We start from the raw sequence: 26,275 nt of genomic DNA, 5'->3' as shown, positions 1-26,275 counted from the left end.
ATAGCACGCAACGCGCGGCGCTTCGATGATTAGCGCTTCATCGAGCTGCGCGGCTCGCCGTCCCGCCAGTCGCCGCTCGCCCACATATGGTCGAACGCGGCGCGGTAATCCGGAAACCGTAGGGAATAGCCCGCCGCCTTGATCGCCGCGTTGGCGACACGCTTGTTCTCGCCATAGAAGGACCGCGCCATGGGTGAAAGTTGGGCGGCGTCGAAGGGAATCTCGGGCGGCGGCTCGACGCCCATCAGCTCGGCGGCATAGGCGACGACATCCTGCGGCGGCGCCGGCTCATCATCGGTGACGTTGAAGATGCCGCCGGTATTGCCTTCGATAAGTTGCCAGAGGGCGCCGGCAATGTCGTCGCAATGAATGCGGTTGAACACCTGGTTGGGCTTGACCAGCCGCCTCGCGGTGCCGTTTTCCAGATTGACCAGCGCGTTGCGGCCGGGGCCGTAAATGCCCGACAGTCGCAGGATGGCGACGGGCCGGCCGATGTCGCGGCCGAGTTCCAGCCAGTCCCGTTCGGCAGCCACCCGCATCACCGAGCGCTTCGAGACCGGGCGGCACTCGGCTGTTTCATCGACCCAGGCCCCGTCATAATTGCCGTAGACGCCGACTGTCGAGAGATAGCCTATCCATTCAAGTGCAGGCATCCGCGCCACGATCGCCGCGCGGGCGGCATTGAGCACGGGATCGCCGGCCTCATCCGGGGCGACCGAAACCACCAGATGCGTTGCCTTTCCCAGCGCATCGCCGATTTCGCCGGTCAGCGCGCCGTCGAACAGCAGCGGCGCGATGCCGGCCTGCCGCAGCGCCTCGAATTTCTCGGCCGAACGCGTCGTCCCCAAGATCGTCGTGGCAGCTTTGCTGGCGCGGGCAAAAGCCTGGCCGGAATAGCCGGCGCCGAAGATGAAGATCTGCTTGTCGCTCATGCATGCGCCCTGGTTGACCGCGCCAGACGCCATTCGTCGCGCACGGCGTCATCGCTCTCGGTTTTCAGGCCGGCAACGGCCCGTTCGGCATATTCGGCATCAGGCACAAGCCGCGCCAGCGCCCATATTGCCGCGCCCCGCACCAGTGGCGAGGGGTCGTCCAGCAAGGCGCGCACGGGGTCGGCAAGCGCCGCATCGCCGGAATTGCCGGCGGCGATCAGCACATTGCGGACAAAACGATCGCGGCCGATGCGTTTTATCGGCGACCCGGAAAAGAAGGCGCGGAAGGCTGCGTCATCCAGTTCGAGCAGCTGGCCAAGCGGCGGCTCGCGCAAATCGTCGCGCGCCGCGAGTTTTGCCTCGGAAGCCGCCCGCGCGAACTTGTTCCACGGACAAGCGGCGAGGCAATCGTCACAGCCATAGATGCGGTTGCCGATCTTCTCGCGGAATTCATGCGGGATCGGCCCCTTGTTCTCGATGGTGAGATAGGAGATGCAGCGCCGCGCATCGAGCCGGTAGGGCGCCGGAAATGCATCGGTCGGGCAGACGTCGAGGCAGGCGCGGCAGGAACCGCAATGGTCGATCTCGGCCCGGTCGGGCACGAGTTCGGCTGTGGTGAAGATCGTGCCGAGGAACAGCCAGGAGCCGTGCTCGCGGCTGACCAGGTTGGTGTGCTTGCCTTGCCAGCCGAGCCCGGCGGCCTCAGCCAACGGCTTCTCCATCACCGGTGCGGTGTCGACGAAGACCTTCACGTCACCGCCGGCGCGCGCCACGAGCTTGCCGGCGATTTCCTTCAGTCGGCCCTTCATCACCTCGTGATAGTCGCGGTTCTGCGCATAGACCGAGATGGCGCCACGGTCGTGTTTGCCCAGCACCCCCCGCGGATCACGGTCGGGGCCGTAGTTCATCGCCAACACGATGATCGAGCGCACTTGCGGCCAGAGCGCGGTGGGTTCGCTGCGGCGTTGCAGCGTCTCGGCGATCCAGCCCATCGAACCGTGAAAGCCGTCGGCGACGAATTCGGCCAGGCGCGCCGGCGCCAACGGAATCGCATCGGGGGTGGTGACGGCGACGGCATCGAAGCCGGCGCGATGCGCCTCCGCGTCGATCAGCGCGCGCAGTTTTGCGGCGTCAGAAGTCGAGGTCCGCATAATGCGACACCGGCGACAGGCCGCGCACCCGATCGGTCAAAAGCGGCCGGAAGGAGGGCCGCGATTTCACCCGCGTGTACCATTCGCGCGCCGCAGCGTGTTCGCGCCAGTCGATCTCGCCGAGATAGTCGAGCACCGACAGCGTCGCGGCGGCCGCGAGATCGGCATAGGTGACTCTGCTGCCGGCCAGCCAATGGCGGGTGCCGGCGAGCCAGTTGGTGTATTTCATGTGCTGGCGGATGTTGGCGCGGGCGGCGCGGATAGCTCCGGAATCGGGAGAGCCGCCGCCCGCCGTTTCCGGCATCACCGGTTTCAGCACGCGTTCGCGCACCAGATGGCGGGTGACCTCGCTTTCGGCCTTGTTGAGATACCAGTCGATCAGCCGGCGGATTTCGGCGCGCTGCATCGGGTCCTCGGCGAACAGCCGCTTGTCGCGCTTCAAGACGCCGCGCGTCTCATCGAGGTATTCCGATATGACGGTTGCGCCGACGATGGGCACGTCGCCTTCGGCCAAAAGGATCGGCAGCGTGCCGGCCGGATTCAGCGCCAGGAACTCCTTGCGCCGCGTCCACGGCTTTTCCTCGATCAGGGCCAGTTCCTCGCCATACTCGCCGAAAGCGAGGCGGACGAAGCGGCAGGTGGCGAACATGGGGTGGTGGAAAAGCGTCAGCATGGTTCCGCGATGATAAAGCGCACTGGCGAATCGCCGGGCGCACCGGTAAGTCTTGGCCGCCCGGTTAGCGGGCCGTCAGGGTGTTGCGACCTATAGGGGGACTTGCAGGCCATGACAAGCAAGCCGTTCTGTTAGCCGTCACGCCAATGCCGAGGTAGCCATGGAAAGCCAGACCATCGTCGAAGCCCTGCTGCTCGGTCTGCTGGAGGGGCTGACCGAGTTCATACCGGTCTCCTCGACCGGCCATATCCTGCTCGCCGGCCATTTCCTCGGCTTCCATTCGACCGGCAAGGCCTTCGAGATCCTGATCCAACTCGGCGCCATCCTGGCGATCCTGAGCGTCTATTTCCGCCGCCTGTGGCAAATGCTGCTCGACCTGCCGCATGACCGGCTGACACGGCATTTCGTCATCGGCATCCTGATCGCCTTCCTGCCGGCGGCGATCATCGGCGCGCTGGCGCATGATTTCATCAAGACGGTGCTGTTCGAATCGCCAAGGCTGATCTGCATCATGCTGATCATCGGCGGCGTCGTGCTGCTGGCGGTGGACCGCATGAACCTCAAGCCGGTCTACCGTGACGTCGAGCGCTTCCCAACCCGGCTTTACCTGCAAATCGGACTTTTCCAGTGCCTGTCGCTGATCCCCGGCACATCGCGCTCGGGGTCGACGATCGTCGGCGCACTGCTTCTAGGCGTCGACAAGCGAGCGGCGGCGGAATTTTCCTTCTTCCTTGCGATACCGACGATGGTCGGCGCTTTTGCCTTCGACCTGTTCAAGAACCGCAACGTGCTGAGCAGCGCCGACCTGCCGATCATCGCCATCGGCTTCGTCGCCGCCTTTGTCACGGCGCTCATCGTCGTGCGCTTCCTGCTCGATTACGTCTCGCGCAACGGTTACTCGCTGTTCGGCTGGTGGCGGCTCGTGGTTGGCATTGTCGGGTTGGTGGCGTTGATGATCTGGGGGTGAGGCGTGGTCCGCGAAGCGGACGGAAAGCCAATTGCTCGGCTTTCCGAACGACGAACGCCCTGAGCCTGCGAAGGGCGAGCATCGCTCCCCTCAGTTCTTTCCATAGAACGCATTCTCGACATGCACCGGCCAGCGCCAGGGCAGCACCGCGACCATGTCGAAGCGCATCGACAGTCTGCCATAGTCGGACTGGCGCGACAGCCAGATGTCGGCCGCCGCCTCGATGCGGCGCTCCGATTCATGGCCGATCGCCTCCATGGCTTCGATCAGCGTGCGGCGCGCCTTGACCTCTACGAACAGGACCAGGTCGCCGCGCCGCGCGATCAGGTCGATCTCGCCGAAGCGGGTGCGGTGGCGGCGCGCCAGAATCCGGTAGCCCTTGAGCATCAGCGCAGCAGCAGCCAGCCATTCGCCGCGATGGCCGCGCCGATAGGCTTTCTGGCGGCTGGCGCTCGGGCGCTTAGCCACCGCCTTCTCCAGAACTTTGTTTGACCATGATCTTTGGACAAACGGAACCGTTTGTCCGAGAAAACCTGTTTCCACTTTTCGGGATCATGGTCTGTCCCTGAGCTCCAGCAATCGCCGATAGAGCGCCTGTTTCTGGCCGCCGGTCATTTTCGCGGCTTCGGACGCCGCCTTGGAGGCGGGCATTTCGGCAGCGAGCGACAACAGCAGGCGGTCGATGTCTTCAGGCTCGTCGGCCTTGGCCTCGGCGGGACCGACGCAGACGACGATCTCGCCCTTCGGCGTATCGGCCGCCGCATAATGGTCGGCCAGCACTTGCAGCGTGCCGGTGCGCATCTCTTCGAAGGTCTTGGTCAACTCACGGCCAATCGCGGCCTTTCGCCCGCCGCCGAGGGCCTCGACCATGGCGCCGAGGGATTCGGCCAGCCGGCGCGGCGATTCGAAGAAGATCAACGTCGCCGGCACGGCTTTCAGGGCTTCGAGCCGTGTCAGCCGCTGCCCCGTCTTCACGGGCAGGAAGCCGGCGAACAGGAAGGCGTCCGACGGCAGGCCGGATGCGGTCAGCGCGGCAAGCGGCGCCGACGGGCCGGGGATCGGCACGACGCGAATGCCATGGTCGAGCGCCTCGCCGACCAGCCGATAGCCGGGATCGGAGACCAGCGGCGTTCCGGCATCGGAAATCAGCGCCACGCTCTGTCCGGCTTGAAGTGCCGCGATCAGCTTCGGTCCGGCCTCGCCGGCATTGTGCTCATGATAGGCCGTGGTGCGGCGGCGAATGCCGTAGCGGTCGAGCAGCACGCGCGACACCCGCGTGTCCTCGCAGGCGACGATGTCGGCAGCGGCCAGCGTTTCCAGCGCGCGCAGCGTGATGTCGGCGAGATTGCCGATCGGCGTCGCCACCAGATAGAGCGCCGCCTCCAGCGGCCGGGCCGCGATCTCGGTCTGCCCGACCACATAGCTGCGCTTGCCCGTTTCGCCGGTCACCGATGCATCTCCGTTCAAACCCTGTTTGGCACGGCTGACGCCGGCTTGCAAAAGCTGACGCCGCGTCCGACTGCCATTCCTTTGCCACAGTAGGGAACGAAACCGGGTTCGGCAGATTTACCCCCTGATTCCGGAGGAGGAGGACAGGATGGACAGCCTAAAAATACAGGACGCTTTCGAACCCTACTATGCCGGCCGCAAGCGCGTTGCCGCAGCCAGGGACAAGCGCCTCCCTGCCAAGACCGACACCAGCCTGATTAAGCGGACCACAAGCGCCTTGCCGACGAATGTCAGGCTTTCCGACAACAAACCAGACAGCACGACGGAGCACTGACCGAACGATGCCCAATCGCTTCGATATCTTCATCACCCGTCTTGAAACGAAAAACGCCCGCAATGGTGCGCCGCTATCCCAAGTAGGCGACCAGCACCGCGCCCGCCGCGACAAGGACGACGCCAAGCCGGCCCGCTCCGGAGAGTCGCACGCCGAGAAGGACCGCGCCAAACACCGCCACAAGCACGACGCCTAGCGCAGAGGTTGTGACGGTTCAGAATTCTGCCGTCGCATACCTCGGCAGGTGTCGCGGCATGGATCCTCGGGTCAAGCCCGAGGATGACGAACGCATGGTTGCGAACACTCTGCCAGGTCATTCACCCCAGATATCGTGAAACGCGCGCCTCCAGGAGGCGTATCAACACCGGATCCATGAATTCATAGTCGTCGGGAATGTCGAGGCAGATAATCCGAGCCTTCTTCAGGTTGGCCTTGAATTTCTTCTGCAATTTGGCGCGATGCGCCTTTTCCATGACGAAGATGAAGTCGGCCCAGGCGACCAGTTCATGCGTCAGCGGCGTTTCCGCATCGTGGTTTGTTCCGGCCGACTCAACCTCGATATCCCTGCGCTTGGAAAACACCTGCTCGGCGGTCGGGCTGCGCAAGCGGTTCTGGCTGCAGACGAAGAGAACGTTCTTCAAGGGTTAGCGCGCCAGATCCGCCACCACGGCATCGAGCACGATCATGCCGGCCGGTGTGGCGCGCAGCCGGGCGTTGCCGATCGGCGCCACCAGCCCCTCACCCTGCAGCACCGACAGCCGCGCGCTCGACAGGCTACGTCCGGAGAATGCCTCGTAGCGGGAAAGGTCGATGCCCTCGGCCAGCCGCAGGCCCATCAGCAGGAACTCGTCGGCCTCTTCGGAGCGTGTCAGGATCTCGCCGCCGGTGACGCCATGGCCCTTGGCTTCGACCAGATTGGCCCAGGTTTCCGGCATCCGCTCGGCGATCGTCACTGTGCGGCGGCCGTTTTCGACAAAACGGCCATGCGCGCCGGGTCCAACACCGACATATTCGCCATAGCGCCAATAGGTCAGATTGTGCCGGCTTTCGGCGCCAGGCCTGGCGTGGTTTGAAATCTCGTAGGCCGGCAGGCCGTGAGCCGTGGTGATCTCCTGCGTCAGCGCATAGAGGTCGGCGGCCTGGTCATTGTCGGGGATGATGAATTTCTTTGCCGCATGCAGCGCGTGGAAGGGCGTGCCTTCCTCAATGGTCAGCTGGTAGAGCGACAGATGATCCGCGGCATGGCCGATCGCCTGTTCAAGCTCGGCCTGCCAGGCGTCGGGTGTCTGCCCGGGCCGGGCATAGATCAGGTCGAAGGAGAGGCGGGGGAATATTTCCCGCGCGAGCCCGATGGCGTGCAGCGCTTCCTCGACATTGTGCAGCCGGCCGAGGAAGCGCAAATCCTTGTCGTTCAACGCCTGCACGCCGAGCGAGACGCGGTTGACGCCTGCTGCCCGATAGCCGCGAAACCGTTCGGCCTCGACCGAGGATGGATTGGCCTCCAACGTCACCTCGATGCCATCAGGAACGGTCCAGTTCTTCGCCACGGCGTCCAGAACCCTGGCCACTGTTTCCGGCTTCATCAGAGACGGCGTGCCGCCGCCGAGAAAAATGCTGGTCACCTCGCGCGGCCCGGTGCGCCGACGCATGGTCTCGAGCTCCGCCTCGAAAGCGCTGGCAAAGCGTTCCTGGTCGACCGGCTGGTGGCGGACGTGGCTGTTGAAGTCGCAATAGGGGCATTTGGCCGCGCAGAACGGCCAATGGATGTAGACGCCAAAACCGGGCGCCCGGTCGAGCAGCATGCTCATGCCGAGCCCAATCTCGCTTCGGCGAATTTCTGGAAAGCGCGGGCGCGGTGCGACAGCGCCGTCAGCTGGCCGGGCTTCCAGCCATGTTTTTCCTCGGCGCTCATCTCGCCGAAGGTCTTGTCGAAGCCGTTGGGCAGGAACACCGGGTCGTAGCCGAAGCCAAGGTCGCCGCGCGGCGGCCAGACCAGCGTGCCTTCAGCCTCGCCGCGATAATATTCGGCGTCACCGTCGGGAAAGGCCAGGCAGATGACGGCGACAAAGCGCCCCTTGCGCTGTTCCGGTAAGGCGGCACCGACTTCCTGCAGCGCCACTTCGGTGCGTTGCATGGCCATGGCGAAATCGCGCGATCCGTCAGGGGTTTCGGCCCAGTTGGCGGTGTAGACGCCGGGCGCGCCGTCGAGCGCGTCGACGCACAGGCCGGAATCATCGGACAGCGCCGGCAGGCCGGTGGCCCGGGCGGCGGCAAGTGCCTTGATGTACGCGTTCTCCTCGAAGGTGGTGCCGGTCTCGTCCGGCTCCGGCAGGCCATAATCCTTGGCCGATTTCGCTTCGAAGCCGAACGGCCCCATCAAATCCGCGAATTCGCGCAGCTTGCCGGCATTGTGGCTGGCGACGACGATCTTTTTTCCATCAAGCGAATGAATGGTTGGCGAATGCATTATATGCCCCAGATCCGTGGCTCGGCAAATTCGATCGAATTGCCCGAGGGGTCGCGTATATAGATCGAACGCCCGCCTTGCGGCCATTCAAATTCGCTTTCGATGGCTATCTTCTTCGCCTCGAGATGCGCTTTCCAGCGCTCGATCTCGTCGGCGCTGGCCGCAAAGCAGAGATGACCTTCGCCGACCGCGCCGTGCGGCGGCACTTTCAGTCTCGCATCGGGCGCGGGCGGCACTTTTGTCGCCTCGGCGTTGAAGATAAGCAACACGCCGGGTCCGCAGCGGAAGAAGAGGTGCCTGCCGTCGACCTTGCCGAGCAGATCGAGCCCGAGGACGCCGGTGTAGAACTTCTCCGCAGCGTCAAGGTCGGTGACGTAGAGGGCCGATTCAAGGATGGCGGAAGGAATCACGAGGCACCCCCCTCCGCCCTACCGGGCATCTCCCCCGCAAGGGGGGAGATTGGAAGCGTCAACGCCGGCTCACAGCTTGCAACGTTGGTGGTTGGCGAAACCCAAGACCACAGCCGATCTCCCCCCTTGCGGGGGAGATGGCCGGCAGGCCAGAGGGGGGTGGGAAGGATCGCCAACCTCATCAATACAAACCAGGCCTAAACCACCGCCATCTGCTGCAGGCTGACCAGGCGCTGGATGCCTTTCTTGGCCAGGCCCATCAGGTCGGCGAACTGGTCCTCTGAAAAGGGCTCGCCCTCGGCGGTGCCCTGGATCTCGACGATGCCGCCCTTGCCGGTCATGACGAAGTTGGCATCGGTGCCGGCCGAGGAATCCTCGAGATAATCGAGGTCGATGACCGGCTGGCCGTCATGGATGCCGCAGGAAATCGCCGCGACATGGTCCTTCAGCACCTTGGCGACGCTGGCCATCTGGCGGGCCTCCATCCAGCGCAGGCAATCATACAGCGCCACCCAGCCGCCGGTGATCGAGGCCGTGCGGGTGCCGCCATCGGCCTGGATGACGTCGCAGTCGACGGTGATCTGCTGCTCGCCCAGCGCCTGCAGGTCGACCACGGCGCGCAAGGAGCGGCCTATCAGCCGCTGGATTTCCAGAGTGCGGCCGCCCTGCTTGCCGGCGGAAGCCTCGCGGCGCATGCGCTCGCCCGTCGAGCGCGGCAGCATGCCGTATTCCGCCGTGACCCAGCCTTTGCCGGAATTGCGCATCCAGCCCGGCACCTTCTCCTCGAGGCTGGCGGTACACAGGACATGGGTGTCGCCGAACTTCACCAGGCATGAGCCTTCTGCATGCTTGGAGACGCCGCGCTCAAAGGAGATGGCGCGCATTTCGTCGAATTGGCGTTTGGAGGGGCGCATTCAGGCTTCTTTCCCGTCATTTTTCGGATTCTTGGCCGGCTTGTAACCACATGGAGCGCGTGGCGCAAAGGAAAATGGCCGGTGATCTGACTTCAGACAGCCGGGTGAACTGATACAGACACCGGGTTGCGCGGACCATGGTGAAGTCTATATCCTTGGGCCGGAGGTTTTTGGCCTAATGACCAAGGCAGTCGCCGAACCCAGTCTGCTGTCGCCTGCGCTACAGTCGCTCGACATGCGTTCGCGCGACATCTTCCGGCGCATCGTCGATTCCTACCTGAAGGACGGCGAACCCGTGGGATCACGCAGCCTGTCGCGCATCCTGCCGTCCTCACTGTCGCCCGCCACCATCCGCAACGTGATGAGCGACCTCGAGCATCTCGGCCTGATCTATGCCCCCCACATTTCCGCCGGCCGGTTGCCAACGCAGGCCGGTCTGCGCTTCTTCGTCGATGCCTTCATGGAACTCGGCGACCTCTCCGACGAGGAGCGCCGCACCATCGAGGCGCAGGTGCGCGCGTCCGGCTCGGGTGCGACGCTGGAACACATGCTGACCGAGGCCAGCCAGATGCTGTCGGGCATGTCGCGCGGCGCCGGCCTGGTGCTGGCCGCCAAGAACGAGGTGGCGCTGAAGCACATCGAATTCATCCAGCTCGAGCCGACCAAGGCGCTGGCGGTGCTGGTGTCGCAAAACGGCGACGTCGAAAACCGCGTCGTCGAGTTGCCGGCCGGCATTACGGTCTCGCAGTTGCACGAAGCCTCGAACTTCCTCAACGCCCATATTCGCGGCCGCACGCTGGCCGAGGCGCGGATCGAGATTGCCCGCATCAAGGAAGAGACCAGGGCCGCACTCGACACGCTGTCGCAAGATCTGGTCGAGAAGGGGCTGGCGGTGTGGGCCGGCGCGGAGAGCGGCCTGCCGGCGCGGCTCATCGTGCGCGGCCGCGCCAACCTGCTCGAAAACGTCACCGCCCAGGCCGACATCGAACTGTTGCGTCACCTGTTCGAGGACATGGAGACGCAGGACGGGCTGATCCAGCTGCTTGATCTGGCCGAACAGGGATCGGGCGTGCGCATCTTCATCGGTTCGGAAAACAAGCTGTTTTCGCTGTCGGGCTCGTCGCTCGTCGTCGCGCCCTATCGCGACAAGGACGCCCGCGTCGTCGGCGCACTCGGCGTCATCGGCCCGACCCGGCTCAACTATGCGCGCATCGTGCCAATGGTCGACTATACGGCGCAGCTGATTTCCCGCATGCTGCGTTGAACTGGTAACCGAGGAGACGACGATGGCGCTCGAAGAATTCAAGGCCCGGATCAGTCTGTTGCTCGAGGAAATGGTCAACCAGCCGGAGGACCAGCACGAAATCCAGGAGCAGTTGCGCGAGAAACTGCAGGAAATGCGCGCCATGGGCCTGCCGCTGCCGGCCGATCTCGTCGCACTGGAAAAGCGCCTCGACGACGATTTCTACGCGGCCGGCACCTGAGGCTGGAGACCGTTTCACCTCAACTCATCGTGTGAGGCGGAACCGAGGAACAAACAGGCCGTTGATTCCTTCGCGACAAGGTGGAGGACAAAATGATCCGATTGGCCGGGCTGGCGTTTCCTGCCGCACTGTTTGTCACGACCGCGGCATTGGCCCAGCAGGCGGAGCAGCCGGTACTGAGGGGTGCCGCCGCCTTCGGCGACTGGCGTGCCGACAGGCCAGGGGTGCGCCGCCTGATCAAGGCGCAAGACCTGCCTAGGCCTTATGTCACCAAATCCGCCTCGAACGGCGCCGGCCTCGCCGACCGGCCGGCAGACGCCGAGCCGAAATTGCCGCCGGGCTTTTTGGCCGAGCTGATCGCGTCGGGCATTGGCAATCCACGGGTCGTGCGCACCGCGCCGAATGGCGACCTGTTCGTCGCCGACAGCGAAGCCAACCAGATCCGCGTCTATCGCCTTGCCGAGGGCAGCGCGAAGCCGGCGAAGGACAGCATCTTTGCCGGTGATCTCAACCAGCCATACGGCATCGCCTTCTACCCGCCAGGCAACGACCCGCAATGGGTCTATGTCGCCAACAGCGACAGCATCGTGCGCTTTGCCTACCACAATGGTGACCTGAAGGCGGCCAGTGATCCGGAAACCATCGTCGGCAACATCCCTGCCAATCATCACTGGACCCGCGACATCGTCTTCTCGCCGGACGGCAAGACGCTCTATCTGTCGGTCGGCTCGGGATCGAACGTCGCCGAGAACATGGCAAAGGAGCCGGATGGCGGCCTCGACGCCTGGACGAAGTCGCAGCCGCTGGGTGCTGCTTGGGGGTCCGAGGACGGCCGTGCCGACGTGCTGGCCTTCGACCCCGACGGCAAGAATGGCCGCATCGTCGCCACCGGCTTGCGCAACTGTTCGGGCATGACGGTCCAGCCGACGACCGGGGCGTTGTGGTGCGTCGTCAACGAGCGCGATGCGCTTGGCGATAATGTGCCGTCCGAATATGCGACTGTGGTCAAGGACGGCGCCTTCTATGGCTGGCCCTGGTACTACATCGGCAACAACGAGGATCCGCGCCACAAGGGCGAACGCCCCGATCTTGCCGGCAAGGTGACCATTCCCGATGTGCTGATGCAGGCGCACTCGGCGCCGCTCAACATTACCTTCTACGATGGAAAGGACTTGCCCGCCGAGTCCGGTTTTCCGGCCGAGTACAGAGGCGATGCTTTCGTGGCCCTGCACGGTTCATGGAATCGCGGCAACCGAACCGGATACAAGGTGGTGAGATTGCTGTTCAAGGACGGCAGGCCGACCGGCGAGTACGAGGACTTCATCACCGGCTTCGTCGTCTCCAACGGCGAGGTGTGGGGACGACCGGTCGGCGTCGCGGTGGCCCGCGACGGTGCGCTGATCGTGACCGAGGACGGCAACGGCACCATCTGGCGCGTCACCTATAGTGGCGGCCGTTCCTGACGGCGTGGTCGCACGCCGGCGTGGTGCAATCGAATCCGGCTTCAGGGAATTCCCGCATGGCTGACCTTGTGTCATAAGTCGTCGTTGCAACAACGATACGCATAAAAAATCAAGACTTTGGACGCGCAAGGCCGCAACCATGACCCTTACCGGCTTCCTCGCCTACAGTGCCGCCCTCGGCATCGCCGCCGCCATTCCCGGCCCCGGCGTCACCGCGCTCGTCGCGCGGGCGCTCGGCTCCGGCTTCCGCTCGTCGCTGGCCATGTCCTTTGGCCTGATGCTTGGCGACCTCACCTATCTGACCGCCGTGGTGCTGGGCCTGGCCTTCGTCGCGCAGACTTTCGGCATGGTGTTTCTGGTCATCAAATGGCTTGGTGTCGCCTATCTCGCCTTCCTCGGCTGGCGCTTCTGGACCAGCGGCATCACGCCCGAAACAGTCGAGGCGAAGAAGGGCAAGGGCGGGCTGGTTTCGAGCTTCCTCGCCGGCCTCACCGTCACGCTTGGAAATCCGAAGACGATGATCTTCTACCTCGCGATCACGCCGACTATCGTCGACCTGAAGACCATCACGCTGGCCGACTACGGCATACTGGTCGCGCTGACGATCGTCGTGCTTTTGGTGGTGCTGGTGCCCTATTTGGCGCTGGCGGCCAAGGCGCGCTGGTTCCTGAAATCGCCGCGCGCGCTCAAGGCGCTGAACCGCACCGCCGCCGGCTTCATGGTCGGCGCCGCGGCGGCGATTGCCGCCCGTCAATAGGCCCCTTTCAGCCAAACCATCCCAGGGACAGGCCTTTCCAGGAAACGCTTTTCCGTGAGCCCGATGTTTTAGACATGGGTCCCACTCGATATTTTCGGCCGACAGTCTATCTTGCGCGGCCGAAGGTCCTATCTTGCCGGTTGCAATGCCACTTGCCTGAAGTCCTCCACTTGCCTGAAAATCTCACTTGCCTGAAGTTCTGGGAGCGAAACCAATGAACAAGCCCGTCACCCCTGCCCGCGTGCCCGGTCGCGGCCGCGTCTACGATTCCATCACCGACACGATCGGTGACACGCCGCTGGTGCGGCTCGACAAGTTCGCCAAGGAAAAGGGCATCGTCGCCAATCTCATCGCCAAGCTCGAATTCTTCAATCCGATCGCCTCGGTCAAGGATCGCATCGGCGTGGCGATGATCGAGGCGCTGGAGGCCGCCGGCAAGATTTCTCCCGGGAAGACCACGCTGATCGAGCCGACGTCGGGCAACACCGGCATCGCGCTTGCCTTCGCCGCGGCCGCCAAGGGCTACAAGCTGATCCTGACGATGCCGGAAACGATGTCGATCGAGCGCAGGAAGATGCTGGCGCTGCTCGGCGCCGAGCTGGTGCTGACCGAGGGACCGAAAGGCATGAAGGGCGCCATCGCCAAGGCCGACGAGCTGGCGGCGACGATCCCCAATGCGATCATCCCTCAGCAGTTCGAAAACCCCGCCAACCCGGAAATCCATCGCACGACGACGGCCGAGGAAATCTGGAACGATACGCATGGGGAGGTCGATATCTTCGTCGCCGGCATCGGCACCGGCGGCACCATCACCGGCGTGGGCCAGGTGCTGAAGAAGCGCAAGCCCTCGGTGCATGTCGTCGCCGTCGAGCCGGAATCCTCGCCAGTGCTGTCGGGCGGCCAGCCCGGCCCGCACAAGATCCAAGGCATCGGCGCCGGATTTGCGCCAAAGATCCTCGACACCACGATCTATGACGAGATCGTCAAGGTCTCGAACGAGGATTCGGTCGCCAATGCCCGCCTCGTCGCCCGCCTCGAAGGCGTGCCGGTCGGCATCTCGTCGGGCGCCGCCCTGCAGGCGGCAATCGTGGTCGGCTCGCGGCCGGAGAACAAGGGCAAGAACCTCGTCGTGGTCATCCCGTCCTTCGCCGAACGCTATCTATCGACCATCCTGTTCGAGGGGTTGGGGGCTTAGGGTCTCGACGGCGGAGGTTGACCGCCGCATTCCTCCCTTCGTCATCCTAGGGCGGAGCGACGCGAAGCGGCGCGCAGACCCTGGGATCCATGCCGCGACGGCGGCCGGGGAATGCGGCCATGCAAGGATGAGGGCCATCCGCACCGTCGCGACGCTGAAACGTCACGGCATGGATCCTCGGGTCTGCGCTGCGTCGCTTCGCTCCTTGTTCCGTGGATGACGAAGCGAGGGCTAATCAACAATCTCGCAGCTCTGCAATGCCACTGGGACATTGGTTGACGACGCTTCAACGAGCGGTCGCAGCTCGCTGGCCCCCGAAAAAACCGCCCGTGGCGGCCGGCACCGACTTGAGCAGAACCTGCTTCCCGTGCAAATCGTCACCGGCCTGCTTTACGCAGGCCGGTGAGAAATTTCATGTACAAGCTCTATACCCGTCCGGGCAGCGGCGGCTTTGTCGTCGAGGCGGCGCTGGCGCTGGCGAACGCTCCGTTCGAGCAGATCGACGTGCCGAAGACGGACCGGCCCGATCCGGCATTTGTCGACATCAGTCCCCTGAACCAGGTTCCGGTGTTGACCTTGCCAGACGGCAGCTCGATGACCGAATCGGCGGCGATCTGCATCCTGCTTGCCGAGCGTCACCCCGATGCCGGCCTGGCGCCGGCGGTCGACGCGCCGGCGCGCGCCGACTTTCTGCGCTGGATGGCCTTCATGTCGTCCGTGCTCTATCCGGCAATCCTGCGGCTCTACTATGCCCATCGCTACACGACCGATGCCGACGGCACGAAGGCCGTCAAACAAGCGGCCATCGCCGAAATGGATCGGGGCTTCGCCGTCCTCGATGCCGCCCTCGAGGGCCGCGACTGGCTGGTCGGCGACCGGATGTCGGTGGCCGACATCTACCTCGTCATGCTGGTGGCGTGGCATCCCGACACCGACAGGGTGCGCGCGGTGTGGCCGAATGTGGAACGCCTGTGGGCCGGGCTGCGCGAACATCCGCTGATGAAGACGCTCAACACGGCACATGAGATGTGGCCGGCCTGAGCGACTGCCGACGGCGAGGCTTAATGTCTGAGCGCTGCCCGTTTTCCCTGCAGGAACCGGCGCACCGCCGGGTCGCGCTCAAGGCCGATCGCCCGGTCATAGGCCTCGATCGCCTGCGGCACCTGACCGAGCCTGGCCAGGAGACCGGCACGCGCCGCCCAATAAGGCTGATAGTCGTTGAGCCGCTTGTCGTCGCCCAGCACATACAGAGCCGCCAGCCCCGCCACAGCGCCTTCGGCCTCCGCGATCGCCACCGCGCGGTTGATCGCCACCACCGGCGATCCGGCGATGACTGACAGCGCATCGTAGAAATTGCGAATCGCGGCCCAGTCGGTCAGGCCGGTCAGCCGTCGCGCAGCATGGACGGATTGTACGGCCGCTTCGAGCTGGTAACGGCCTATGACGCCCATGGCGGCGGCGCGGCGCAGCAGGGATTCCGCTTCCTCGATCAAGACGGCGTCCCATTCCGCGCACTTCTGCTCGGCGAGCGGCACATAATCTCCGGCCGCATCGCGCCGCGCCGCGCGGCGTGCCTCGGCAAACAGCATCAGCGAAAGCAGGCCAAGCGCCTCCGGCTCATCCGGCATCAGCGAAGCCACCAGCCGGCCGAGCCAAATGCCTTCGGTCGCCAGATTGCGGCGCTGCGTCTCGGTGCCGGCCGGATCGGACCAACCTTCGGCGAAGGCGGCGTAGATCGCTTCCAGCACCGCGTCCAGCCGCTCGCCGAGTTCGGCACGTTCAGGCACTCGGAACGGAATGCCGGTTTCCCGGATGCGGGTCTTGGCACGCACCAGGCGTTGGCCCATGGTTGTCGGCGAGACCAGGAAGGCAGAAGCGATGGTAGCGGCGTCCAAGCCCAGGACCGTCTGCAGGATCAGCGGTGCGCGCACACCCGATTCGATCGCCGGATGCGCGCAAGCAAACATCAGCCGCAGCCGTTCGTCGGGTAGCTCTTCGTCGGTCATGCGCGCCTCCGCCTCCTCGGCAATCAGCTTGAGATGATCGCGGCCGGCCTCGCTGGTCAGCCGGCGCCGCACCGCATCGACGCGCCGGCGCCTTGCCACGGCCAGCAGCCAGGCTTCCGGCCTTTCAGGCACGCCAGTCCGCGGCCAGCGTTCCAGCGCCTCGGCAAAGGCATCGGCCAGCGCATCCTCGGCCGCAGCCACATCGCGCGTGCGCGCCGCGAGCCAGGCGACCAGCTTGCCGTAGCTCTGCCGGGCGGCGGCCTCGGCGACCGCCCTGGCGGCATCTGACCCGACAGCCTTCATGCAGTGTATGTTGTCATGTATTCGGCCATCGGCCAGATCGGCCGCACTTCCATTGTGCCGGCGCTGGCACCGGGACAGCGTGCCGCCCACGAAATAGCCGCGTCCATGTCGGGCACCTCGATCAAATAGTAGCCGCCGAGTTGCTCCTTGGTATCGGCATAGGGGCCGTCAATCACATTGGTCTTGCCGTTGGCCACCCGTACGGTGGTTGCTATCTTCGTTGGTTTCAATCGCTCACCGGCCACGAACACACCGGCCTTCTTCATCGCTTCGGTATAGGCGCCATAAGCGGCGCTCATCTGGGTGATCGCCTCCTTGGGCGCGGCCGCCATTCCGGCTTCGCTGGAATAGATAAGAAGCAGATACTGCATGGTCTTCTCCCGTGGTTTCGAGGCCGCGTCATTGCGAGCCGGACGTATGTCGCGCGGCATCGCCCGATTTCGACAGGCTGCGGAAAAAACTTTCGGCTGCGGCGGCTTTTTTCGCAAGCCGCCAACTGTTTTGTGATCGCCCGCACCCATAGAGGTGCCGTAGCCGACAATGAGACGCCTCATTCGCTGCTCCCAGAGCCGCGCTTTCAGCCCAGGAACCGCTCGCGCAGTTCGGCAGGAGGAATGCCGCAACTGTCTTTCCTGCCGAACAGGGCGTAGCGATTTTCGGCGATGCGGTCGTAAAGCCAGTTGCGCAGCGGGCGCGGCAGCAGCAACAGGACCTTGGCCGCCCGCCACGGCCAGCCGAGCTCCGCCATGACGGCAACGAGGCTGTCGAGATGCGTGAAAGCGATGCCGTCGATCAGAACGAGATTGGTCTCGTAGGTATCCGTGCGCAGCCCGTGTTGCCTGAACAACGCTTCGCCGAACGGCGACTGCGCGGGGGCGAAGCGGAAGCGGCTTTGACGGTCGAGCCTGACCACCGTGCGCACGAAGCCGGAGCACAGCACGCAGACGCCGTCGAAGACGATCAGCGGATGGCTGCGATCGAGGGGGTCGGAGGGACGGACGGACTTGGGTCGACTTGAATGGGGACGACTTGGATTGGGAAGGTCGGTCACGCGGGCTTCGGCTGCTTATGCCCTAGGACACTAAGCCAGCCGGAGGCGGTATCAAAGCCGAGGCGATATCGCACGCCGCCTGTCGGTCAGAGCGGGACGCTCGGCGCGATAGGTGGTGGCGCGGGATTCGGCGGCCGGCCGGCAGATCCGGCTGTCGTGGCGGCTCTCGAAGGTCATGGTCAGCGCGCGCTCAACGAATTGCCGCGACGGGCGCTGGCCGGGCCAGGGCCGCGCATGTAGTAGCGCTCCGGCCGATAGGTCGGCGCAACGAATTCGCGAATGGCGGCGGCATAGCCGATGAGGTGCGTGAGGAAGTTCATTTTACCTGTCCCTGTCCCGATTTTCGGATGTCCCTTCCGAATTGCGGGCATCATAGCGTCGAGGCGTGAATAGTCGGTGAACACGATGTTAATATCTGGTCGAAAAGGCCTTGGTTCGTGGCCGGAATGCGGCTGATTCGGGGTCTTTCCGTGTGGTCCGTCGACATTTCTGCCAATGTGACTTTTGCATCACATATGTTTCGTTTGAATGTCGCCTGCGCGCGGTTCTGTTTCAAATCTTGCCGCGCTAGCGAAATTTCCTTGCTGGCCGACGCAGCGCCGGAAATCCCGGCCGGGCATGCGATAGCGATCGGTGACGGAACTGGAACAGGCTCCAGTCGTTCTGGATTTCGAGACCTGTTGCGAAGGGAATTGTCATGGCGCCGCGTCCAGCCTGGAAGGGCTATCTGAAGCTATCGCTGGTCACCTGTGCCGTCGAATTGACCAACGTCGTCACTCACGCCGAGAAGGTCTCGTTCCGGGTGCTGAACCGCAAGACCGGCAACACGGTAAAACGCATCTATGTCGATGCGGAAAGCGGCAAGCCGTTGCGGGAGGGGGACGAGATCAAGGGTTATGAAGTCGACGACGGCGACTTCGTCCGCATCGAGGAAGACGAGATCGAGGCGGTGCAGATCGAGTCCTCGCACACGATGGCGCTCGACGGTTTCGTCGACAAATCCTCGATCCAGCAGATCTATCTCGACACCCCCTACTATGTGACGCCGGCCGACAAGGTGTCGGAAGAGGCTTTTGCCGTCATCCGCGATGCGATGGCGGACAAGAAGATGGCCGGGCTGGCCCGCATCGTGCTCTACAACCGCGAACGTCCGGTGGTGATCGAACCCCGCGGCATGGGCATGGTGCTGACGACGCTGCGCTACGACGACACGGTGCGCGAACCGGACTCCGTCTTCGGCGACATCAAGGATGTGAAGACCGACCCGGAGATGACCGATCTGGCCGAACGGATCATTGACAAGAAGAAGGCGAAGTTCGATCCCTCGCAGTTCGAGGACAAATACGAGAACGCGCTGCTGGAGCTGATCCGCGCCAGGAAGGCCGGCAGGAAGGCGCCAAAGGCCAAGGCAGAGCCGAAGCCCTCCAACGTCGTCAATCTGTTCGACGCGCTGAAGAAGAGCCTGTCGTCGGATGCCGGCGCATCGGAGGCTTCCGCGCCGGCAAAAGCAAAACCGGCGGCCAAACGCAGCAAGCCGAAAGCCGGCGCGTCCAAGCGCAAATCGGCCTGAGGATCAGAGACCAATGGTCAGCCTCGAACAGTATCATTCCAAGCGTGATTTCAAGAAGACATCCGAACCGGCCGGCAAGGTCGCGCGCGGCACGAACGCCAAGGCGAGCGGCATCTTCGTCATCCACAAGCATGCTGCGACCAGGCTGCATTACGACCTTCGCCTGGAGCATAACGGCGTGCTGTGGAGCTGGGCCGTGACGCGCGGCCCAAGCCTCGACCCGCATGAGAAACGGCTGGCCGTGCATGTCGAGGACCATCCGATCGACTATGCACCGTTCGAGGGCACCATTCCCAAGGGCGAATATGGCGGCGGGTCGGTGATCGTCTGGGACGAGGGTACCTGGGTTCCCGAAATCGACGCGGCCAAGGCGATGAAGAAGGGCCATATCAGTTTCGAACTGAAAGGCCACAAGCTGCATGGTCTCTGGCATCTGGTGCGGCTGAAGCCGCGCGCGGGCGAAAAGCGCGAGAACTGGCTGCTGATCAAATCGGACGATGCCGCGGCGCGCCCTGGCGAGGACATTCTGAAAGAGGCGCCGGAATCGGTGAAGTCGGGCCTGACGATCGAGGAAGTCGGCGAAGGCAAGGCGGCCAAGGGCGAGAAGCCTGATGTCTGGCATTCCAACAAGCGGGCCGCAGGCAAGGCAAAGACCGGCAGGCGCCTGGACTTCGTCGAACCGCAGCTTGCGACGCTGGAGCGGGACGCACCGCCGGGCAAGGACTGGCTGCACGAGGTCAAGTTCGACGGCTATCGCATGCAGGCGCAGATTGCCGGCACGGAGGTGCGGCTGCTCACCCGCACCGGCCTCGACTGGACGGAAAAGTTCGGCGACGAAATTGCCGCGGAACTCGCCGGACTGAAATGCAGGGACGCCATCATCGATGGCGAGATTGTCGTGCTGGCCGACAGCGGCGTGTCGTCCTTCGCGCTGCTGCAGGCCGACCTCTCCGCGAAACGGACAGATCGCTTTATCTACTATGTATTCGACCTGATGCGGCTCGATGGCAAGGATTTGCGCGGCGAGCCGCTGGTCGAGCGCAAGCAGGCCCTGCAGGACCTGCTTGGCAAGCAGCCGGAGAACTCGGCCGTCCGTTTCAGCGACCATTTCGCCGAGCCCGGCAAAATCATGCTGGAGCATGCCTGCCGCATGGGGCTTGAAGGCGTCGTCTCCAAGCGCGCCGATGCGCCCTATCGCAGCGGGCGTGGTCCGTCCTGGGTGAAGTCGAAGTGCACGGCGCGGCAGGAGTTCGTCATTGGCGGCTATTTGCCGTCGGACAAGACCGGGCGCGGGCTGCGCTCGCTGCTGGTCGGCTATCACGAGAATGGCGAACTGCACTATGCCGGCCGTGTCGGCACCGGCTTCTCGGCCAAGATGGCCACCGAATTGAAGACAAAACTCGATGCACTGAAGGCGGAGCATTCGCCCTTCGACAAGGCCGTGCCGAAAGGCAAGGGTCTGGTCTGGGTGAAGCCCGAACTGGTCGGCGAAGTGGAGTTCCGGAGCTGGACATCCGACCGTATGATACGCCATGCATCGTTCCAAGGATTGCGCGAGGACAAGCCGGCGGAGGAAGTCGTGCAGGAAAAGCCCCAGTCTGCGGCAGGGAAGTCTTCGACAGGGGAGGCTTCGACAGGCAAGGCAGGTAAGAGCCCAGCCAAGGCGAAGCCGGTGCCAGGCAGCGCTGGCAAACCTGCCGGAGCGATGACGACCAGCGTAAAGCTTTCCCACCCCGACAAGCTGCTGTGGCCCGAGGAAAAGATTTCCAAGCAAGGCTTGCTCGACCATTACGCGCAGGTGTGGCCGCGCATGGAACAGTTCATCGTCAACCGGCCGCTCAGCCTGGTCAGGGCGCCGGACGGGGTCGGGGGCCCGCGCTTCTTCCAAAAGCATGCCTCGGCCGGCATGAGCGACAAGATCGCCCGGATGAAAGACCCGACCGACGGCGAGGAGATCCTGTTCATCCGCGATTTCGACGGTGTTGCGGCACTGGTCCAATACGGCGTGGTCGAGATCCACATCTGGGGCTGCACCGTCGATGCGCTTGAGCAGCCGGACCAGATCATCTTCGATCTCGATCCCGATGAAGGCGTCGAGGTCAAGGCGGTGCGCGAGGCCGCACTCGATATCAGAGGCAAGCTCGACGAGCTGTCGCTGCCGAATTTCGTCAAGACGTCGGGCGGCAAGGGCTACCACGTCGTGATGCCGCTGAAACCATCGGCCGATTGGGAAGCGGTGAAGACCTTTGCCTATGATTTTGCCAAGGCGCTGGAACAGGCCTCGCCCGACCGCTACACGGCGACGCTGTCGAAAAAAGCGCGCACGGGAAAGATCTTCGTCGACTATCTGCGCAATGGCCGGGGCTCGACCACGGTCGCGCCCTATTCATCACGCGCCAAGAAGGGCGCCACCGTGTCGATGCCGGTGACCTGGGCCGAGATCGAGGCCGGGCTGGCGCCGAACGCTTTCCCGATCGGCGACAAGACGACGCTGAAGCAGCTGGCCGAAGCCGATCCGTGGGCGGATTTCTTCGGGCAGGGGAAGGTGCTGAGGCGGGGCTAGTTTCTTCCGCACATGCGCGGGCTGTCCCGCCAACGTCTCAGCCCAAAAACATCCTCTCGAAAGCCTGCTTGCCCGGCGGTGAGAAGATGACCGCACGGCTGTCCTTCTCGCGGCGCGCCCATTTTTCGGCGAGGATCTTGTCGAGGATGGCAGCGCCAAGCGTGCCGGCGAGGTGCGAACGGCGTACGCTCCAGTCGAGGCAGGCGCGGCAGACCGGCCGGCGCGGCTTGGCATCGACATCGATGCCGATGGCTGCGAAATGCGGTGCCGCCGACGGCCCGAGCCTGATCTCCTTGTCGTCGCGCAGCAGGATTTCCTTCTCGACAAAACGATCGAGCATCGCCACCGCCTGCTCGCCGGCGAGGTGATCGTAACAGACGCGAGCCACGCGCATGGCGCCGTCACGCGGGCCCGGCCGGACGCGCTTTGGGCCAACGGCTTCCGCGACACCGGTGATGGCCTCGATCATGCCCGCCACCTGCGGTCCAGCGAGGCCGTAATAACGATGCCTTCCCTGGCTCGCCAGCGTCAGCAGCCCGCCCTCCATCAGCTTGGACAGATGCGAGCTGGCCGTCGGCAACGACACGCCGGCCTCGAGCGCCAGTTCGCTCGCCGTCAAGGCCGTGCCGCCCATCAGCGCGTTGAGCATGTTTGCCCGCGCCGGATCGCCGACCAGGCTGGCGATACGGGCGATGTCGGGTCCTTCACGCATAGTTCGTTCCTCATCGAAGCATTCTTGTCAGATAACCACTATTCTCCGACCAGATCAAGGAGACGACGATGACAACCGCTTCCACCTCCGCACCGCTACCCAGCCGCCGATCGTTCCCGTTCGTCACCTGGTTCCGTTTGCGGCTGCTGGCCCGGTGGCATGACCGCCATGTCCAGCGCCTCGACCTCGCCGAGATCGACGATCATTTGCTGCGCGACCTCGGCCTGACGCCGGAAGACGTGCGCCGTGAATGCGCGAAATCCTTCTGGCAGGCATGACCCGCAAGGGAATTGCCTAGCACATCGACCCTGGGGATGCTTCGACCCCGCTCGAAATGTCGCCGCAAGAAGACATCAACCCGCCAAGGAGACCGCCATGACCATCACCTGCTTCATCCGCTATGAGATCGACCCGTTCGGCAAGGCGGCCTTCGAGGAATATGCCCGCAACTGGGGCCAAGTCATTCCGCGTTGCGGCGCCGACCTGATCGGCTATTTCGCGCCGCATGAGGGCTCGGCCACGACGGCCTATGCCGCCTACAGCATCGACAGCCTGGCGGCCTACGAGGCCTATCGCGCCCGGCTTGCCGCCGACCCCGCCGGCAAGGCAAACTACGAGTTCGCCCGCCGCGAAAAGTTCATCCATAGGGAGGATCGCATGTTCCTGAAACTGGCTTCCGGCCCGCACGCTCCCTTGGTGAAGATATGATCGCCGTCATCTTCGAGGTCGAACCGGCGGCAGGCAGACGCGATGCCTATCTCGGCATCGCTGCCGACCTGCGCCCTCTGCTCGACGGCATCGACGGGTTTGTCTCGATCGAGCGCTTCCAGAGTCTCTCCGACCCGAACCGCATCCTGTCCTTGTCGTTCTGGCGCGACGAGGAGGCGGTCAAGGCCTGGCGCAACACCGAGGAGCACCGGCAGGCGCAGAAGGCCGGCCGTGGCGGTATCTTTGCCGGCTACCGTCTGCGCATCGCCCATGTCGTGCGTGACTACGGGCTGACGGAGAGGGCAGAGGCGCCGGCGGATAGCCGCGCAGTGAATGGATGAAGGTTAGCGGGTAGGTGTCGGCGTTGCCCTTCATCCGCCTGCCGGCACCTTCTCCCCGTAAGGGACGGGGAGAAGGGAAGCGCTCCAACGCTAAGGGTGAGGGGCGGCGCCGACCCTGTCGTCAAATTAAGCATTCCCGATCAGCACGCCGGCAGCGAACACCAGCGCGCCGCCCAGCACCACCTGGAAGGCGGCACGCAGGAAGGGCGTCTGCATGTAGCGATTCTGGACGAAGGCAATCGCCCACAATTCGAAGAACACCACCACCGCGGCGACCGCCGTCGCCGTCCAAAACTGCGGGATGAGATAGGGCAGCGCGTGACCGAGCCCGCCGAGCGTCGTCATGATGCCGACGGTCAGGCCGCGCTTGATCGGCGAGCCGCGGCCCGACAGCTTGCCGTCGTCGGACGCAACCTCGGTGAAGCCCATCGAAATGCCGGCGCCGATAGAGGCAGCGAGTCCGACCAGGAGCGTCTGCCAGGTGTCATGCGTGGCGAAAGCAGCGGCAAAGATCGGCGCCAGCGTCGACACCGATCCGTCCATCAACCCGGCCAGCCCCGGCTGCACATAGGTGAGGATGAACTGGCGCTGCTCGGCAACGGCCTCTTCGTCCTTCACTTCGCCCGGCACGTGCTTTTGTTCCAGACGCTGCGCCAGCGTTTCGTGGCCCTGCTCGGCCACCGCCAGATCGTCGAGCAGTTTCCGGGTCGAGGCATCGGTGGTGCGCTTGGCCGCCTCGACGTAGAACAGATAGGCGCGCCGCTCCATCGCCTCGGCCTGGCTGCGCACATGCTCGATGCCGAGCGGCCTCACCAGCCAGTCAGGCTTGCGCTCGAAGTAGCCCTTCACATGTTCGCGCCGGATCAGCGGAATGCGATCGCCGAAACGCTTGCGGAAAAGCTCGATCAGCGAGTCGCGATGGCCATCCTCTTCCTCGGCCATCTCCTCGAACACCTTTGCCGATTGCGGAAAGCCTTCCGCCAGTCCGTCGGCGTAGGCCCGGTAGATGCGCCCGTCATCTTCTTCGGACGAAATGGCCAGTGCCAGGATCTCCTGTTCGGAGAGCGATTCGAAGGGACGGCGGCCGAAACCGAAAACACGGGAAAGCATGAGGAATTCACCCTAGTTTAGAATGGTTCTAAACTATGGTTTGATGTGCCCTAGGTCAATGCGCGCCTGGGTCGCGGTCAACAATTGTTGAAGCCCGCGCGCGAGCCGCACCCCTTCATTATCAGCGAATGTTCACCTATATTTGGCTAAGCCAAGCAAAAGGATTCCGCAGATGACGGCAAACCAGCCCCCGCAACACTATGACCCCAAGCCCGTTCTCGACCTCATCGCCAGCATCGAGGCCGATCTGCAGCGCCTGAAAAGCCTGGTCGAGCAGCAGGTCGAGAAATTCGATCCGGCCAATCCGCACAACAAGGCACCGGACGGCAAGTTGACAGAAGAGGGCGTCGAGTGCTGCTACCGCATGTTCGACGAAGGCAAGTCGCGCTATTCGGTCGCCCAGCAGATGAAAATCTCCTTCGCCGCCGCCACGCATCGGTTTAACAGCTGGCGCAAGCTGGGTGGCACCAGGCGGCAGCGGGCGTTGCTGGGATAAGTGGCAGCAAGGCACAAACACCGGCAAGACTCCCCAACCTTGTAACCGTCACATTTTTTCGTTGGTGTCGCGCGGCCGTTTCCGTGCACCATGGCCGGACCATCTTTTTGCAGGATCCGCAATGACCACCCCTCCCGGCATAGAAGACATCCACCGCGCGGCAGCCCGGCTTTCCGGCCTGATCGTCGAAACGCCGTTGATCGAATCGCAGGAGCTGAACAGGCGCTTCGGCGCCCGTATCCTGTTCAAGCCGGAGACGCTGCAGCGCACCGGCTCGTTCAAGTTCCGCGGCGCCTACAACAAGCTCTCCTCACTCAGCGAAAAGGAGCGCAGCCGTGGCGTGGTCGCCTTCTCGTCGGGCAACCATGCGCAAGGCGTCGCGGCGTCAGCGGCGATGTTCGGCGTCAAGGCGGTCATCGCCATGCCGGCCGACGCGCCGGCGATGAAGGTCGGCAATGTCCGCAAGATGGGGGCCGAGGTGGTGCCGTTCGACCGCTTTCGCGATGACCGCATGACCGTGGTGCGCCCTTACGTCGAGAGGGGCATGGTGCTGGTGCCGCCCTTCGACGACCCGGCCATCATCGCCGGCCAGGGCACGATCGGCCTCGAATTGATGCGCCAGGCGAAAGCGCTTGGTGTCAGCCTCGACGCGGTCGTCATCCCTTGCGGCGGCGGCGGCCTGTCGAGCGGCATCTCGGTTGCCGTCAAGGACGCCTCGCCGGACACCGCGGTCTGGGCGGTGGAGCCTGAGCATTTCGACGACACCCGCCGTTCGCTCATCAAGGGCGAAAGGGTCGCGAACGAGCCCGGCCATAGCTCGATCTGCGATGCGATCCTCGTTGCCGAACCCGGCGTGATCACCTTCGAGATCAACCGCGGGAACCTTGCCGGGGCCATCGCCGTCTCCGACAACGCGACGGCGCAGGCGATGCGCGATGCCATGGCCTATCTCAAGCTGGTGGTTGAACCCGGCGGCTGCGTCGCGCTGGCGGCACTGTCATCGGGCGAGATCGAGCTATCAGGCAAATGCGTTGCCGTGGTGCTGTCCGGCGGCAACGTCGATTTCGACACTTATGCGGAGATCATGGCTGCGGCATAGGCGAAGAACTTAGCCAAGCAGGGTGACAGCCGCAGCGATCCTTCCCCCTGCCCTGCCGGGCATCTCCCCCGCAAGGGGGAGATTGGTCGTTATCTCCGCTTTCGCCAATCGCCACCGTCG

At 64.1% G+C, this 26,275-nt stretch carries 31 protein-coding genes and 1 pseudogene; 15 read left to right on the top strand and 17 right to left on the bottom strand.

The features are described from left to right. Window positions 1-29: 29 nt before the first annotated feature. Genes AC0ZT5_RS25770 through AC0ZT5_RS25760 form a run of 3 tightly spaced genes read right to left on the bottom strand, consistent with a single transcriptional unit; the run spans window position 30 to window position 2,756 of the window. Window positions 30-932, bottom strand: coding sequence for an SDR family oxidoreductase (locus AC0ZT5_RS25770; RefSeq protein ID WP_488498733.1), 903 nt, complete (start codon window positions 930-932; stop codon window positions 30-32). Then, window positions 929-2,083, bottom strand: coding sequence for a tRNA epoxyqueuosine(34) reductase QueG (gene queG / locus AC0ZT5_RS25765; protein WP_488498732.1), 1,155 nt, complete (start codon window positions 2,081-2,083; stop codon window positions 929-931). Before queG ends, AC0ZT5_RS25770 begins: the two co-directional genes overlap by 4 nt. After that, window positions 2,064-2,756, bottom strand: a complete 693-nt coding sequence (locus AC0ZT5_RS25760; protein ID WP_109667600.1) for a glutathione S-transferase family protein — start codon at window positions 2,754-2,756, stop codon at window positions 2,064-2,066. The genes queG and AC0ZT5_RS25760 overlap by 20 nt, the downstream gene beginning before the upstream one ends. A gap of 160 nt (window positions 2,757-2,916) precedes the next feature. Between AC0ZT5_RS25760 and AC0ZT5_RS25755 the strand changes: the two genes are divergently transcribed. Further along, window positions 2,917-3,723, top strand: coding sequence for an undecaprenyl-diphosphate phosphatase (locus tag AC0ZT5_RS25755; RefSeq protein WP_095083752.1), 807 nt, complete (start codon window positions 2,917-2,919; stop codon window positions 3,721-3,723). Between the two features lie 90 nt (window positions 3,724-3,813). On the opposite strand, the gene AC0ZT5_RS25750 is transcribed toward AC0ZT5_RS25755, so the two are convergent. Both AC0ZT5_RS25750 and rsmI read right to left on the bottom strand, forming a co-directional pair. Continuing rightward, window positions 3,814-4,191: a YraN family protein gene (locus AC0ZT5_RS25750; protein ID WP_488498731.1), complete on the bottom strand. Its 378-nt coding sequence runs from the start codon at window positions 4,189-4,191 to the stop codon at window positions 3,814-3,816. An 84-nt stretch (window positions 4,192-4,275) separates the two neighbouring features. Further along, window positions 4,276-5,172: a 16S rRNA (cytidine(1402)-2'-O)-methyltransferase gene (gene rsmI, locus AC0ZT5_RS25745; RefSeq protein WP_488498730.1), complete on the bottom strand. Its 897-nt coding sequence runs from the start codon at window positions 5,170-5,172 to the stop codon at window positions 4,276-4,278. Window positions 5,173-5,320: 148 nt separating this feature from the next. On the opposite strand from rsmI, the gene AC0ZT5_RS25740 reads away from it, so the two are divergent. Further along, the gene (locus tag AC0ZT5_RS25740; RefSeq protein ID WP_488498729.1) at window positions 5,321-5,506 is read left to right on the top strand and encodes a hypothetical protein; all 186 of its coding nucleotides are present in this window, start codon (window positions 5,321-5,323) and stop codon (window positions 5,504-5,506) included. A 73-nt stretch (window positions 5,507-5,579) separates the two neighbouring features. Here AC0ZT5_RS25740 and AC0ZT5_RS25735 read toward each other — a convergent pair. From AC0ZT5_RS25735 to rph, 6 genes and pseudogenes are all read right to left on the bottom strand, one after another. After that, window positions 5,580-5,702, bottom strand: a pseudogene (locus AC0ZT5_RS25735) (EamA family transporter); the annotation flags it as partial. 121 nt (window positions 5,703-5,823) lie between these two features. Further along, window positions 5,824-6,147 carry a low molecular weight protein tyrosine phosphatase family protein gene (locus AC0ZT5_RS25730; RefSeq protein WP_488498728.1) on the bottom strand — a complete coding sequence of 108 codons (324 nt, stop codon included), beginning with the start codon at window positions 6,145-6,147 and terminating at the stop codon, window positions 5,824-5,826. A gap of 3 nt (window positions 6,148-6,150) precedes the next feature. Then, window positions 6,151-7,314, bottom strand: coding sequence for a radical SAM family heme chaperone HemW (gene hemW, locus AC0ZT5_RS25725; protein WP_488498727.1), 1,164 nt, complete (start codon window positions 7,312-7,314; stop codon window positions 6,151-6,153). Next, on the bottom strand, window positions 7,311-7,958 hold the full coding sequence (gene rdgB, locus AC0ZT5_RS25720; protein ID WP_488498815.1) for an RdgB/HAM1 family non-canonical purine NTP pyrophosphatase: 648 nt from the start codon (window positions 7,956-7,958) through the stop codon (window positions 7,311-7,313). Before rdgB ends, hemW begins: the two co-directional genes overlap by 4 nt. A gap of 14 nt (window positions 7,959-7,972) precedes the next feature. Continuing rightward, window positions 7,973-8,383 (bottom strand): VOC family protein, encoded by a 411-nt coding sequence (locus AC0ZT5_RS25715; protein ID WP_488498726.1) that lies wholly within the window; start codon window positions 8,381-8,383, stop codon window positions 7,973-7,975. A gap of 197 nt (window positions 8,384-8,580) precedes the next feature. Further along, a complete protein-coding gene (gene rph / locus AC0ZT5_RS25710; protein WP_095083768.1) occupies window positions 8,581-9,297 on the bottom strand; it encodes a ribonuclease PH in 717 nt (238 codons plus the stop codon). A 178-nt stretch (window positions 9,298-9,475) separates the two neighbouring features. Here rph and hrcA point away from each other — a divergent pair, with 178 nt between their 5' ends. The 6 genes from hrcA to AC0ZT5_RS25680 all read left to right on the top strand — a co-directional run bounded on the left by hrcA (window position 9,476) and on the right by AC0ZT5_RS25680 (window position 15,237). Then, on the top strand, window positions 9,476-10,561 hold the full coding sequence (gene hrcA, locus AC0ZT5_RS25705) for a heat-inducible transcriptional repressor HrcA (protein ID WP_095083770.1): 1,086 nt from the start codon (window positions 9,476-9,478) through the stop codon (window positions 10,559-10,561). Window positions 10,562-10,583: 22 nt separating this feature from the next. Continuing rightward, window positions 10,584-10,781: a hypothetical protein gene (locus tag AC0ZT5_RS25700; protein WP_095084361.1), complete on the top strand. Its 198-nt coding sequence runs from the start codon at window positions 10,584-10,586 to the stop codon at window positions 10,779-10,781. 92 nt (window positions 10,782-10,873) lie between these two features. Continuing rightward, window positions 10,874-12,244: a PQQ-dependent sugar dehydrogenase gene (locus AC0ZT5_RS25695; protein WP_488498725.1), complete on the top strand. Its 1,371-nt coding sequence runs from the start codon at window positions 10,874-10,876 to the stop codon at window positions 12,242-12,244. Window positions 12,245-12,383: 139 nt separating this feature from the next. Then, window positions 12,384-13,001 (top strand): LysE family translocator, encoded by a 618-nt coding sequence (locus AC0ZT5_RS25690; RefSeq protein ID WP_488498724.1) that lies wholly within the window; start codon window positions 12,384-12,386, stop codon window positions 12,999-13,001. 214 nt (window positions 13,002-13,215) lie between these two features. Beyond that, complete coding sequence (gene cysK / locus AC0ZT5_RS25685) at window positions 13,216-14,196, top strand: cysteine synthase A (RefSeq protein ID WP_184872824.1); 981 nt, start codon at window positions 13,216-13,218, stop codon at window positions 14,194-14,196. Window positions 14,197-14,610: 414 nt separating this feature from the next. Continuing rightward, complete coding sequence (locus AC0ZT5_RS25680; RefSeq protein ID WP_488498723.1) at window positions 14,611-15,237, top strand: glutathione S-transferase family protein; 627 nt, start codon at window positions 14,611-14,613, stop codon at window positions 15,235-15,237. Window positions 15,238-15,257: 20 nt separating this feature from the next. On the opposite strand, the gene AC0ZT5_RS25675 is transcribed toward AC0ZT5_RS25680, so the two are convergent. From AC0ZT5_RS25675 to AC0ZT5_RS25660, 4 genes are all read right to left on the bottom strand, one after another. Next, the gene (locus AC0ZT5_RS25675; protein ID WP_488498722.1) at window positions 15,258-16,505 is read right to left on the bottom strand and encodes an RNA polymerase sigma factor; all 1,248 of its coding nucleotides are present in this window, start codon (window positions 16,503-16,505) and stop codon (window positions 15,258-15,260) included. Next, entirely contained in the window at window positions 16,502-16,876 is a 375-nt protein-coding gene (locus AC0ZT5_RS25670; RefSeq protein WP_184873322.1) for a YciI family protein, read from the bottom strand. Before AC0ZT5_RS25670 ends, AC0ZT5_RS25675 begins: the two co-directional genes overlap by 4 nt. A 206-nt stretch (window positions 16,877-17,082) precedes the next feature. Continuing rightward, window positions 17,083-17,556, bottom strand: coding sequence for a thiol-disulfide oxidoreductase DCC family protein (locus AC0ZT5_RS25665; RefSeq protein ID WP_488498721.1), 474 nt, complete (start codon window positions 17,554-17,556; stop codon window positions 17,083-17,085). 179 nt (window positions 17,557-17,735) lie between these two features. Beyond that, the gene (locus AC0ZT5_RS25660; RefSeq protein WP_095083793.1) at window positions 17,736-17,876 is read right to left on the bottom strand and encodes a hypothetical protein; all 141 of its coding nucleotides are present in this window, start codon (window positions 17,874-17,876) and stop codon (window positions 17,736-17,738) included. Between the two features lie 377 nt (window positions 17,877-18,253). Here AC0ZT5_RS25660 and ku point away from each other — a divergent pair, with 377 nt between their 5' ends. Then, window positions 18,254-19,126, top strand: a complete 873-nt coding sequence (ku, locus tag AC0ZT5_RS25655; RefSeq protein WP_488498720.1) for a non-homologous end joining protein Ku — start codon at window positions 18,254-18,256, stop codon at window positions 19,124-19,126. Between the two features lie 13 nt (window positions 19,127-19,139). Continuing rightward, window positions 19,140-21,689: a DNA ligase D gene (gene ligD, locus AC0ZT5_RS25650; protein ID WP_488498719.1), complete on the top strand. Its 2,550-nt coding sequence runs from the start codon at window positions 19,140-19,142 to the stop codon at window positions 21,687-21,689. Between the two features lie 37 nt (window positions 21,690-21,726). Here ligD and AC0ZT5_RS25645 read toward each other — a convergent pair whose 3' ends face one another. Then, window positions 21,727-22,401 (bottom strand): ArsR/SmtB family transcription factor, encoded by a 675-nt coding sequence (locus tag AC0ZT5_RS25645; RefSeq protein ID WP_488498718.1) that lies wholly within the window; start codon window positions 22,399-22,401, stop codon window positions 21,727-21,729. A 68-nt stretch (window positions 22,402-22,469) separates the two neighbouring features. Here AC0ZT5_RS25645 and AC0ZT5_RS25640 point away from each other — a divergent pair, with 68 nt between their 5' ends. From AC0ZT5_RS25640 to AC0ZT5_RS25630, 3 genes are all read left to right on the top strand, one after another. After that, window positions 22,470-22,679: a DUF1127 domain-containing protein gene (locus AC0ZT5_RS25640; RefSeq protein ID WP_488498717.1), complete on the top strand. Its 210-nt coding sequence runs from the start codon at window positions 22,470-22,472 to the stop codon at window positions 22,677-22,679. Window positions 22,680-22,776: 97 nt separating this feature from the next. After that, window positions 22,777-23,109, top strand: coding sequence for an NIPSNAP family protein (locus AC0ZT5_RS25635; RefSeq protein ID WP_488498716.1), 333 nt, complete (start codon window positions 22,777-22,779; stop codon window positions 23,107-23,109). Beyond that, window positions 23,106-23,450, top strand: a complete 345-nt coding sequence (locus tag AC0ZT5_RS25630; RefSeq protein ID WP_488498715.1) for an antibiotic biosynthesis monooxygenase family protein — start codon at window positions 23,106-23,108, stop codon at window positions 23,448-23,450. The genes AC0ZT5_RS25635 and AC0ZT5_RS25630 overlap by 4 nt, the downstream gene beginning before the upstream one ends. Window positions 23,451-23,576: 126 nt before the next feature. Here AC0ZT5_RS25630 and mbfA read toward each other — a convergent pair whose 3' ends face one another. Then, the gene (mbfA, locus tag AC0ZT5_RS25625) at window positions 23,577-24,560 is read right to left on the bottom strand and encodes an iron exporter MbfA (RefSeq protein ID WP_488498714.1); all 984 of its coding nucleotides are present in this window, start codon (window positions 24,558-24,560) and stop codon (window positions 23,577-23,579) included. 172 nt (window positions 24,561-24,732) lie between these two features. Here mbfA and AC0ZT5_RS25620 point away from each other — a divergent pair, with 172 nt between their 5' ends. Together AC0ZT5_RS25620 and AC0ZT5_RS25615 are read left to right on the top strand one after the other, a co-directional pair. Next, window positions 24,733-25,056, top strand: coding sequence for a hypothetical protein (locus AC0ZT5_RS25620; protein ID WP_488498713.1), 324 nt, complete (start codon window positions 24,733-24,735; stop codon window positions 25,054-25,056). 121 nt (window positions 25,057-25,177) lie between these two features. Continuing rightward, on the top strand, window positions 25,178-26,155 hold the full coding sequence (locus AC0ZT5_RS25615) for a threonine/serine dehydratase family protein (RefSeq protein ID WP_488498712.1): 978 nt from the start codon (window positions 25,178-25,180) through the stop codon (window positions 26,153-26,155). The last annotated feature ends 120 nt before the right edge of the window (window positions 26,156-26,275 follow it).

The organism is Mesorhizobium sp. CNPSo 4670 (assembly GCF_057784235.1).
This window is presented reverse-complemented; position numbering and strand designations above follow the sequence as displayed.

Coding starts and splice junctions, on each gene's coding strand:
- AC0ZT5_RS25770 (WP_488498733.1), bottom strand. CDS start 932: ATGAGCGACAAGCAGATCTTCATCTTCGGCGCCGGCTATTCCGGCCAG.
- queG (WP_488498732.1), bottom strand. CDS start 2,083: ATGCGGACCTCGACTTCTGACGCCGCAAAACTGCGCGCGCTGATCGAC.
- AC0ZT5_RS25760 (WP_109667600.1), bottom strand. CDS start 2,756: ATGCTGACGCTTTTCCACCACCCCATGTTCGCCACCTGCCGCTTCGTC.
- AC0ZT5_RS25755 (WP_095083752.1), top strand. CDS start 2,917: ATGGAAAGCCAGACCATCGTCGAAGCCCTGCTGCTCGGTCTGCTGGAG.
- AC0ZT5_RS25740 (WP_488498729.1), top strand. CDS start 5,321: ATGGACAGCCTAAAAATACAGGACGCTTTCGAACCCTACTATGCCGGC.
- hemW (WP_488498727.1), bottom strand. CDS start 7,314: ATGAGCATGCTGCTCGACCGGGCGCCCGGTTTTGGCGTCTACATCCAT.
- rph (WP_095083768.1), bottom strand. CDS start 9,297: ATGCGCCCCTCCAAACGCCAATTCGACGAAATGCGCGCCATCTCCTTT.
- hrcA (WP_095083770.1), top strand. CDS start 9,476: ATGACCAAGGCAGTCGCCGAACCCAGTCTGCTGTCGCCTGCGCTACAG.
- AC0ZT5_RS25700 (WP_095084361.1), top strand. CDS start 10,584: ATGGCGCTCGAAGAATTCAAGGCCCGGATCAGTCTGTTGCTCGAGGAA.
- AC0ZT5_RS25695 (WP_488498725.1), top strand. CDS start 10,874: ATGATCCGATTGGCCGGGCTGGCGTTTCCTGCCGCACTGTTTGTCACG.
- AC0ZT5_RS25690 (WP_488498724.1), top strand. CDS start 12,384: ATGACCCTTACCGGCTTCCTCGCCTACAGTGCCGCCCTCGGCATCGCC.
- cysK (WP_184872824.1), top strand. CDS start 13,216: ATGAACAAGCCCGTCACCCCTGCCCGCGTGCCCGGTCGCGGCCGCGTC.
- AC0ZT5_RS25680 (WP_488498723.1), top strand. CDS start 14,611: ATGTACAAGCTCTATACCCGTCCGGGCAGCGGCGGCTTTGTCGTCGAG.
- AC0ZT5_RS25675 (WP_488498722.1), bottom strand. CDS start 16,505: ATGAAGGCTGTCGGGTCAGATGCCGCCAGGGCGGTCGCCGAGGCCGCC.
- AC0ZT5_RS25670 (WP_184873322.1), bottom strand. CDS start 16,876: ATGCAGTATCTGCTTCTTATCTATTCCAGCGAAGCCGGAATGGCGGCC.
- AC0ZT5_RS25660 (WP_095083793.1), bottom strand. CDS start 17,876: ATGAACTTCCTCACGCACCTCATCGGCTATGCCGCCGCCATTCGCGAA.
- ku (WP_488498720.1), top strand. CDS start 18,254: ATGGCGCCGCGTCCAGCCTGGAAGGGCTATCTGAAGCTATCGCTGGTC.
- ligD (WP_488498719.1), top strand. CDS start 19,140: ATGGTCAGCCTCGAACAGTATCATTCCAAGCGTGATTTCAAGAAGACA.
- AC0ZT5_RS25645 (WP_488498718.1), bottom strand. CDS start 22,401: ATGCGTGAAGGACCCGACATCGCCCGTATCGCCAGCCTGGTCGGCGAT.
- AC0ZT5_RS25640 (WP_488498717.1), top strand. CDS start 22,470: ATGACAACCGCTTCCACCTCCGCACCGCTACCCAGCCGCCGATCGTTC.
- AC0ZT5_RS25635 (WP_488498716.1), top strand. CDS start 22,777: ATGACCATCACCTGCTTCATCCGCTATGAGATCGACCCGTTCGGCAAG.
- AC0ZT5_RS25630 (WP_488498715.1), top strand. CDS start 23,106: ATGATCGCCGTCATCTTCGAGGTCGAACCGGCGGCAGGCAGACGCGAT.
- mbfA (WP_488498714.1), bottom strand. CDS start 24,560: ATGCTTTCCCGTGTTTTCGGTTTCGGCCGCCGTCCCTTCGAATCGCTC.
- AC0ZT5_RS25620 (WP_488498713.1), top strand. CDS start 24,733: ATGACGGCAAACCAGCCCCCGCAACACTATGACCCCAAGCCCGTTCTC.
- AC0ZT5_RS25615 (WP_488498712.1), top strand. CDS start 25,178: ATGACCACCCCTCCCGGCATAGAAGACATCCACCGCGCGGCAGCCCGG.